Origin of the sequence: Pseudomonas sp. EpS/L25 (assembly GCF_001512295.1) — a bacterium.
Lineage (GTDB): Bacteria > Pseudomonadota > Gammaproteobacteria > Pseudomonadales > Pseudomonadaceae > Chryseomonas.
The window spans coordinates 334581-342957 of record NZ_LNUP01000015.1 but is presented as its reverse complement, the minus strand read 5'-3'; the positions used below and the strand labels follow the sequence as shown (position 1 = coordinate 342957).

The window sequence follows — 8377 nt, the reverse complement described above, 5'->3', positions numbered from 1 at the left end:
CAGAGGTCAGCAGGGGGCGGGACCGGCTCCTACACGTGCTCGAAACACTGCGGCCCTACAGCCTGCCCCCTGCTGCTCTCACCTCCATCCTAACGGCAAGCCAAGACACAAGCGGCCCATGGCCGCGGTAAGACAGTTGCTCCTACAGGCTCAGGTGTAGCTCCGCCATGGCCGAAAGATCAGCTGGCGCTGCGAGGCAGCAGCAGGCCGAGGGGCAGCAGTACCCGAGCCTCCACCCCTCCCCCTTCACGATTGCGCAGTTCGGCGCTGCCGCCGTGCTGGGCAGCGATACGCTTGACGATGGCCAGCCCCAGCCCCGAACCGCTGACGGTGCGGGCGCGATTGCCGCGAGTGAAGGGATTGAAGATGTCCTGCAGGTCCTTGGGGTCGATGCCGGGGCCACGGTCCATCACGCTCAGCGCCACATAGGGCGCCGTCGCCGAACCGGCCACCTGGCCGACTACCTCGATAGCACCACCACCGCCATGGCGCAGGGCGTTTTCCACCAGGTTGGTCAGCAGTCGCTTGAAGGAAATGCGCCGCACCGGCAGGGGCGGCAGGACGTCCAGCATCAGCCGTACCCGCTCCGTTTCCTGGTTGTAGGGCGCCACTACCTGACGGGCCAGCTCATTGATATTGGTGAGCTCCTGGGGTTCGTCACGGCCGTCGCGGACGAAGGCAAGGAATTGATCGAGGATGGCGTTCATGTCCTCGATGTCACGAATCATGTCCTCGGCCTCTTCGCGCTCGGCCGGCGGCATCAGCTCCACCGCTAGGCGCAGCCGGGTCAGGGGCGTGCGCAGGTCGTGGGAGACCCCGGCCAGCATCAGCTCGCGCTCGCGGCCGGCCTGTTCGACGTCCTCGGCCATCTGGTTGAAGGCGTGATAGACGTCCTGAATTTCGCTGGGAGCATCGGTCTCGGGCAAGCGCACGCTGCGGCCCTTGCCCAGCTCGCGCGCGGCATTCACCAGACGCCGCAGGGGTTGGTTGAGCTGGCGGACGAAGACCCAGGCGGCGAGCGTGGACAGCAGTCCGATGGCCAGGAACCAGCCAAGCACGCTCCAGATGTGCTGGCCACGCAGGGGATGGGCCATCAGCGGAATCTTGATCCAGTCAGGACCAAGGGTTGGCGCCAGAACCCACATGGCCGGACCATGCTGGACACGCACCCGCACCTCGGTGTCCTCACCCAGTTCCTGCTTCATCTGGCGTTCGAAGATCTCGCTGTAGGGCCAGTGATATTCCCCGGCCGGTACGGTTTCCGGCGATTCGTAGCGCAGTCCGGCGGCCTGGGCGATCCGCGGTCGCTCGGTTTCCGGCGTGGCCCAGTAGGCCCTGAGCGTCAGGGCGGCGCCGTGGCTGTACTGGCGGTCGACCAGGACGTCTTCGTTGAGCAGCAGATAGACCAGCGTCAACGCCTTGGAGAAGAGCACCGCGAGCAGGACCATCCACAGCGAGCGGGCGAAGAAACTCTGGGGAAACCAGCTGGGCGCCTTCATCGAGCCAACTTCCGCGGCAAAAGGGCGCGAAAGCCATCACAACCTCTGGCGGTGCAGGGCCCAGATAGACAGCCAGACATGGAAATATTCGGATACATTTGCTCGCCCATTCCTTTCCTTCGACCTGGAGTTCTCTCGTGTCCGACATCTGCCAGACCGGCCTGGACATCGGCTTCGCCTCGCTCAGCTACGCCCAGATCGCCTTTCTCGGGGTGGTGCAGGGTATCACCGAGCTGCTGCCCATTTCGTCCACCGCGCACATGCGGGTGGTGCCGGCCCTGCTCGGCTGGCGCGATCCCGGTTCAGCCTTTTCCGCCGCCATGCAGATGGCGGCCCTGGCGGCGGTGATCAGCTATTTCTGGCGTGATGTCAGCGGGGTCACCCGCGGCAGCCTGACGGCGGTTCGCCAGCGCGACTTCAACAGCCCGGACTTCCTGCTGGCGGTGATGATCGTGCTGGCGACCATTCCCATCTGCATCGCGGGACTCCTGCTGGCTCCCCTGCTCAACGCCTGCGACTCGCCACTGCGCGGCCTCAGCGTGATCGGTTATGCCTGCCTGGGTATGGCCGTGCTGCTCGCCCTGGCGGAACGCCTCTGCCGACACAATCGTGATATTTCGCAGATGCGCCTGCGCGATGCGCTGATCGTGGGGATTGCCCAGGTAGGCGCGCTGATTCCGGGTGTGTCCCGCTCGGGCTCGACCCTGACCGCGGCCATGTTCCTCGATCTGCGTCGTGAAGAAGCCGCGCGCTTTTCCTTCCTGCTCGGCCTGCCGGCCATCGCCCTGGCCGGACTCAAGGAGCTGGTGGTGCTCTGGCACGCGCACATCCCGGCCGAAGCCTGGTCGCTGCTGCTGGTGGGATTGCTGGTGGCGAGCCTGTCGGCATTCGCGGCGATCTGGGGCCTGATGCGCTTTCTGGAGCGTTTCTCGACCTGGCCCTTCATCATCTATCGCGCGCTACTGGGAATCTTCCTGCTGGTGGGCGTGCATCAAGGGCTGTTCGCCTGAGCCATTGCCTAGCCGGGGCGCGATGCCCCGGCTACCGGCCCTACTTGCCGGCGCCGTCCGGCACGAAGACGTAGCCTACTCCCCAGACGGTCTGGATGTAGCGTGGCTTGGACGGGTCGGGTTCGATCATCCGGCGCAGACGGGAGATCTGGACGTCGATGGAGCGTTCCAGGGCGTCCCACTCGCGACCCCGGGCCAGGTTCATCAGCTTGTCGCGGGTCAGGGGCTCGCGGGCATGGTCGACCAGCGCCTTGAGCACGGCGAATTCACCGGTGGTGAGCATATGGGTCTCTTCGCCGCGCTTGAGCTCGCGGGTCGCCAGATGCAGGGCATAGTCGCCGAAGGTCACCACCTCGTCGGTACCGGCGGGAGCACCGGGCACCACGGGGGCTTGACGGCGCAGCACAGCCTTGATGCGGGCCACCAGTTCCAGCGGGTTGAAGGGCTTGGCCAGATAGTCGTCGGCCCCCTGGTCGAGGCCCTGGATCCGGCTGCCCTCATCACCCTTGGCAGTCAGCATGATGATGGGGATGCGATTGCCGCTCTCGCGCAGGCGACCGCAGGCGGATAGGCCGTCTTCGCCGGGCATCATCAGGTCGAGAACGACCAGGTTGAAAACCTCGCGGGCCAGCAGACGGTCCATCTGCTCGGCGCTCTCGACGGTGCGGACGCGATAGCCCTGTTCGGCCAGAAAACGCTCCAAGAGGCGGCGTAGCCGGGCGTCGTCGTCGACGACCAGGATCTTTTCACCTTCCGGGGCAGCGGTGGTGCTCATGATAGCTCCTTGTGATCTAGCACTGGATTATGCCGTAGGCCATGCGACAGCGGCGTTGAGCCATTGTTAGCAGATTTTGCCCGCTCGCGGGCGGCGGCGGTGGCACAGGAAGCGGCGGCCCGGCGGGCTCGGGTATACTGCCGCCCGCTTTTTCTCGTGCAAGCCAGGTAGCCCGATGGATATCAATAGCCGCATCGCCGAAGAGCTCGGCGCCCGCCCGCAACAGGTCGCCGCCGCCGTGGCCCTGCTCGACGAAGGGTCGACCGTGCCCTTCATCGCCCGTTACCGCAAGGAAGTCACCGGCAGCCTGGACGACACCCAGCTGCGTCATCTCGAGGAACGCCTGCGCTATCTGCGCGAGCTGGAAGACCGTCGCGCGGCGGTACTGGCCAGCATCGAGGAACAGGGCAAGCTGACCCCGGAGCTGGCCCGCGAGATCAACCTGGCCGATACCAAGACGCGCCTGGAAGACCTCTATCTGCCCTACAAGCAGAAGCGCCGTACCAAGGGCCAGATCGCCCTGGAAGCCGGCCTCGGCCCGCTGGCCGACGCCCTGCTGGGCGATCCGACGCTGAATCCGGAGAGCGAAGCGGCCGCCTACGTCGACGCCGACAAGGGCGTGGCAGACGTCAAGGCCGCCCTGGAAGGCGCCAAGTACATCCTCATGGAGCGCTTCGCCGAAGACGCCGACCTGCTGGCCCGCCTGCGTGGCGTGCTGCAGCAGGACGCCATCCTCAGCGCCCGCCTGATCCCCGGCAAAGAGACCGAGGGCGCCAAGTTCAGCGACTATTTCGAGCACGACGAGCCCTTCAAGGCCGTGCCGTCGCACCGTGCCCTGGCGATCTTCCGCGGGCGTAACGAGGGCATCCTCAGCGCCGCGCTCAAGCTCGGCGAAGAAGGCCCGGGCATCACCCATCCCTGCGAGGGGCTGATCGCCGCGCACTTCGGCCTGAAGAACGAAGGGCGCGCCGCGGACAGGTGGCTGGCCGAGGTGGTGCGCTGGACCTGGAAGGTCAAGCTCTACACCTCCCTGGAAACCGATCTGTTCGGCGAGTTGCGCGAGAAGGCCGAGGACGAAGCCATCGCGGTGTTCGCCCGCAACCTGCACGACCTGCTGCTGGCCGCGCCGGCCGGTCCGCGCACCACCCTGGCGCTGGACCCGGGCCTGCGTACCGGTTGCAAGGTCGCCGTGGTGGATGCCACCGGCAAGCTGCTGGCCACCGACACCGTCTATCCGCATGCGCCGAAGAACCAATGGGACCAGACCCTGGCCACCCTGGGCGTGCTCTGCACCAAGCATGGCGTCGACCTGATCGCCATCGGCAACGGCACCGCCAGCCGCGAGACCGACAAGCTGGCTGGCGAGTTGATCAGCAAGTATCCGGGCCTGGGCCTGACCAAGGTGATGGTCAGCGAAGCCGGCGCCTCGGTGTATTCCGCTTCGGAACTGGCCGCCCGGGAATTCCCCGACCTGGACGTCTCCCTGCGCGGCGCCGTGTCCATCGCCCGCCGCCTGCAGGACCCGCTGGCCGAGCTGGTGAAGATCGAGCCCAAGTCCATCGGCGTTGGCCAGTACCAGCACGACGTCTCCCAGCTCAAGCTGGCGCGCAGCCTGGACGCCGTGGTGGAAGACTGCGTGAACGCCGTGGGCGTGGACGTGAACACCGCCTCCGCCGCCCTGCTGGCGCGGATTTCCGGCCTGAATGCCACCCTGGCGCAGAACATCGTGCAATTCCGCGACGCCAATGGCGCCTTCGCCACCCGTGATGCCTTGAAGAAGGTGCCGCGGCTGGGCGACAAGACCTTCGAGCAGGCCGCCGGCTTCCTGCGCGTGATGAGCGGCGCCAATCCGCTGGACGCCTCGGCGGTGCATCCGGAGACCTATCCGCTGGTGCAGCGCATCGCCGCCGACACCGGCCGCGACATCCGCTCGCTGATCGGCGACTCGGGCTTCCTCAAGCGCCTGGATCCGAAGAAGTTCACCGACGAGACCTTCGGCCTGCCGACGGTGACCGACATTCTCCAGGAACTGGACAAGCCGGGTCGCGACCCGCGCCCGGAATTCAAGACGGCGGTGTTCCAGGAGGGCGTGGAGAAGCTTTCCGACCTCAAGCCCGGCATGGTGCTGGAGGGCGTCATCACCAACGTCACCAATTTCGGTGCCTTCGTCGACATCGGCGTGCACCAGGACGGCCTGGTGCACATCAGCGCCCTGTCGGAGAAGTTCGTCAAGGATCCCTACGAGGTGGTCAAGGCGGGCGACATCGTCAAGGTCAAGGTGATGGAGGTAGACGTGCCGCGCAATCGTGTGGGGCTATCCATGCGCATGGGCGACACCCCCGGCGAGAAGGTCGACGGCAAGCCTGGCGGCCAGGCGCGCGGCAATGGCGGCAAGCCCCGCGCCGACAAGGGCGCGCCACGGCAGACCCAACCGGCCCCAGCCAACAACGCCATGGCGTCTTTGTTCGCCAATGCCAAACAACTGAGGAAGTGAGCATGAGCGGTTCTCCCGTAGGCAAGGACAGCGCCTTCAGCACCCTGCTGGGCATGACCATCCACAAGGCCGAACAGGGCGAGTCCGAGGTGCGCATGAGCGTGCAGGAGCAGCTCATCAACCTGCACGGCAAGCTGCACGGCGGCGCGCTCTTCTCGCTGATCGACACCGCCCTGGGCCAGGCCAGCCACAGCCTGTTCGACGGCCGTCCCGGCAGCGTGACCCTGGAGTGCAAGGTCAACTACGTGCGCGGCGTGAGCGAAGGTGAACTGGTCTGCCGCGCCCAGGTAATCCATCCCGGACGCAAGACCCACGTGCTGGAAGCCAAGGTGCATCAGGGTGACAAGTTGATCGCCCTGGCCCAGGCGACCTTCGCCTGCCTGTGATCGGCCGGTTCGGGTAGCGGCGAAGCGGCGCATATCGCCCTTTGCCGCCGCCTGAGCTACGCTGGGAGCCAACTGAGCGGGTTACGGTCTGAGGCTTGAACCCGGACCGCGGCAGTGACTGCCGCCGCCCCGCGTCGGCCCTGGCCGACCCCCACATTTCAGTCGGTTTCTACCCTGCCCGGGGCGAGTACCGCCAAAGGAAGTCAACTTGAGCGATATCCTGTCCCGCCGCCTGGCGCTGCTCGGCGCTGATGCCCGTCTCCTGACCGAATGCCTGCACGGCATCGAGCGTGAGGCCTTGCGCGTCGACGTCCGCGGCCAGCTGTCCCAGCGGCCCCATCCCGAGGCCCTGGGCTCGGCCCTGACCCATCCGCAGATCACCACGGACTACTCCGAGGCGTTGCTGGAATTCATCACCCCTACCGGCACCCGCACCCCCGAGGTACTGGCGGCGCTGGATCTCGTGCATCGCGCCGCGGTCGCCCAGCTCGACGGCGAGCGGCTGTGGAGTGGCTCCATGCCCTGCGCGCTGCCGGCGGAGGACGAGATTCCCATCGCCGACTACGGCAGTTCCAACATCGGCCGGCTCAAGCATGTCTATCGCCGCGGGCTGGCGCTGCGCTATAGCCGCACCATGCAGTGCATCGCCGGCATCCATTACAACTTCTCGCTGCCGGAGTCGGCCTGGGAGCTGCTGCGCCAGAGTGAAGGCGATGCACGCGAAGCTCGCGACTACCAGTCGGCGCGCTATATCGCCCTGATCCGCAACTTCCGGCGCTACAGCTGGCTGCTGATGTACCTGTTCGGCGCCTCGCCGGCGCTGGATGCCGGCTTCCTGCGCGGCCGTCCGCATCTGTTGCAGACCCTGGACGAGCGGACACTGTACCTGCCCCATGCGACCAGCCTGCGTATGAGCGACCTGGGCTACCAGAGCAATGCCCAGGCCAGCCTGACGCCGGACTACAACGACCTGACCACCTACACCGAGAGCCTCAGGCGCGCGGTGGGCACGCCCTACCCGCCCTACGCGGAGATCGGTACTCACCAGAACGGCGAGTGGGTGCAGCTCAACACCAACATCCTGCAGATCGAGAACGAGTACTACGCGACCATCCGCCCGAAGCGGGTCACCCGCAGCGGCGAGCGCCCGGTGCAGGCGCTGATGGCCCGTGGCGTGCAGTACATCGAGGTGCGCTGCCTGGATATCGACCCCTTCCTGCCCCTGGGGATCGACACCACCACCGCCCTCTTCCTCGACGCCTTCCTGCTCTATTGCGCGCTGGAAGGCAGTCCGCCGCTCAACGGCGAGTGCAGCGAATGTACCGACAACTTCGCCAGCGTGGTGCGCGAAGGCCGCAAGCCGGGCCTGCGTCTGCAACGTCACGGCGCCTCGGTGACCATGATCGACTGGGCGGCGGAGATGCTCGACCAGATCGAGCGCTGCGCCGAGACCCTGGACGCCAGCCTGGGCGGCGATGCCCATCGCCAGGCCGTGGCCGTGCAGCGGCAGAAATTCGCCGACGTCCGCCTCACGCCTTCGGCGCGGGTGCTGCAGGAACTGCGCGAGCGCGGCGAGAGCTTCGCCGAGTTCGGTCTGCGTCAGAGCGAGGCCCATGCCGCCTACTTCGCCGCCCATCCGCTGAACGACGGCGCGCGGGAAGGCTACGCCCAGATGGCGCGGCAGTCGCTGGAGGAGCAGGCGGAGATCGAGGCGGCGCCCCAGGGGGATTTCGATACCTTCGTGGCGGCGTATCAGGCGAGTATTTTGGCGACGATTGGGGTGTAGGGTGGCGTAGGTTGGGTTGAGCGAGAGCAAAGCCCGACGCTTTGGGTTATTGGTGCCCTAGCCGGTTACCGAGTTTTGCTGGCACTTCTTGTTTCGCTCTCCCGAGCGAGTCACTTTTGTCAGTCGCGACAAAAGTAACCAAAACCGCTTGCCCCGACCATCCGGCCCTACGCTACGCTTCGGGTCCGCTCACGCCAGCGCCGTTCCGGGGTCGGTCCAGATAGGCCGTCCATGGCCCACTGGACCTCTCGCCGCATCCATGCGGCTCGACCCACTCCACGACACTGGCGTTCGCCCTCCTGAACGGGGCGATTCGCCAGCCTGAAAGTTTTGGTTGAATAGCCAAAAAAGCCCGTAGCCCGTAGCCCGTAGCCCGTAGCCCGTAGCCCGTAGCCCGTAGCCCGTAGCGTGGACAACGACGAAGCCT

General features: G+C 66.3%; 6 protein-coding genes. 4 read left to right on the top strand and 2 right to left on the bottom strand.

What is annotated here, in order from left to right:
* Positions 1–179: 179 nt before the first annotated feature.
* A complete protein-coding gene (locus tag AR540_RS18125; protein ID WP_059230671.1) occupies positions 180–1499 on the bottom strand; it encodes a HAMP domain-containing histidine kinase in 1320 nt (439 codons plus the stop codon).
* A 137-nt stretch (positions 1500–1636) separates the two neighbouring features.
* Between AR540_RS18125 and AR540_RS18120 the strand changes: the two genes are divergently transcribed.
* Positions 1637–2509, top strand: coding sequence for an undecaprenyl-diphosphate phosphatase (locus AR540_RS18120; RefSeq protein WP_059230669.1), 873 nt, complete (start codon positions 1637–1639; stop codon positions 2507–2509).
* A 40-nt stretch (positions 2510–2549) separates the two neighbouring features.
* Here the strand turns inward: AR540_RS18120 and ompR are convergent, their stop codons facing one another.
* The gene (gene ompR, locus AR540_RS18115; protein ID WP_058767818.1) at positions 2550–3284 is read right to left on the bottom strand and encodes an osmolarity response regulator transcription factor OmpR; all 735 of its coding nucleotides are present in this window, start codon (positions 3282–3284) and stop codon (positions 2550–2552) included.
* A 175-nt stretch (positions 3285–3459) separates the two neighbouring features.
* Between ompR and AR540_RS18110 the strand changes: the two genes are divergently transcribed.
* The 3 genes from AR540_RS18110 to gshA all read left to right on the top strand — a co-directional run bounded on the left by AR540_RS18110 (position 3460) and on the right by gshA (position 7950).
* Complete coding sequence (locus AR540_RS18110; RefSeq protein WP_059230667.1) at positions 3460–5778, top strand: Tex family protein; 2319 nt, start codon at positions 3460–3462, stop codon at positions 5776–5778.
* Positions 5779–5780: 2 nt separating this feature from the next.
* Positions 5781–6164, top strand: a complete 384-nt coding sequence (locus tag AR540_RS18105; protein WP_059230664.1) for a PaaI family thioesterase — start codon at positions 5781–5783, stop codon at positions 6162–6164.
* Between the two features lie 208 nt (positions 6165–6372).
* On the top strand, positions 6373–7950 hold the full coding sequence (gshA, locus tag AR540_RS18100; RefSeq protein WP_059230662.1) for a glutamate--cysteine ligase: 1578 nt from the start codon (positions 6373–6375) through the stop codon (positions 7948–7950).
* Positions 7951–8377 lie beyond the last annotated feature (427 nt).

Excerpts from the sequence above, each read along its gene's own strand:
- AR540_RS18125 (WP_059230671.1), bottom strand. The coding sequence starts at position 1,499 with ATGAAGGCGCCCAGCTGGTTTCCCCAGAGTTTCTTCGCCCGCTCGCTG.
- ompR (WP_058767818.1), bottom strand. The coding sequence starts at position 3,284 with ATGAGCACCACCGCTGCCCCGGAAGGTGAAAAGATCCTGGTCGTCGAC.
- AR540_RS18110 (WP_059230667.1), top strand. The coding sequence starts at position 3,460 with ATGGATATCAATAGCCGCATCGCCGAAGAGCTCGGCGCCCGCCCGCAA.
- AR540_RS18105 (WP_059230664.1), top strand. The coding sequence starts at position 5,781 with ATGAGCGGTTCTCCCGTAGGCAAGGACAGCGCCTTCAGCACCCTGCTG.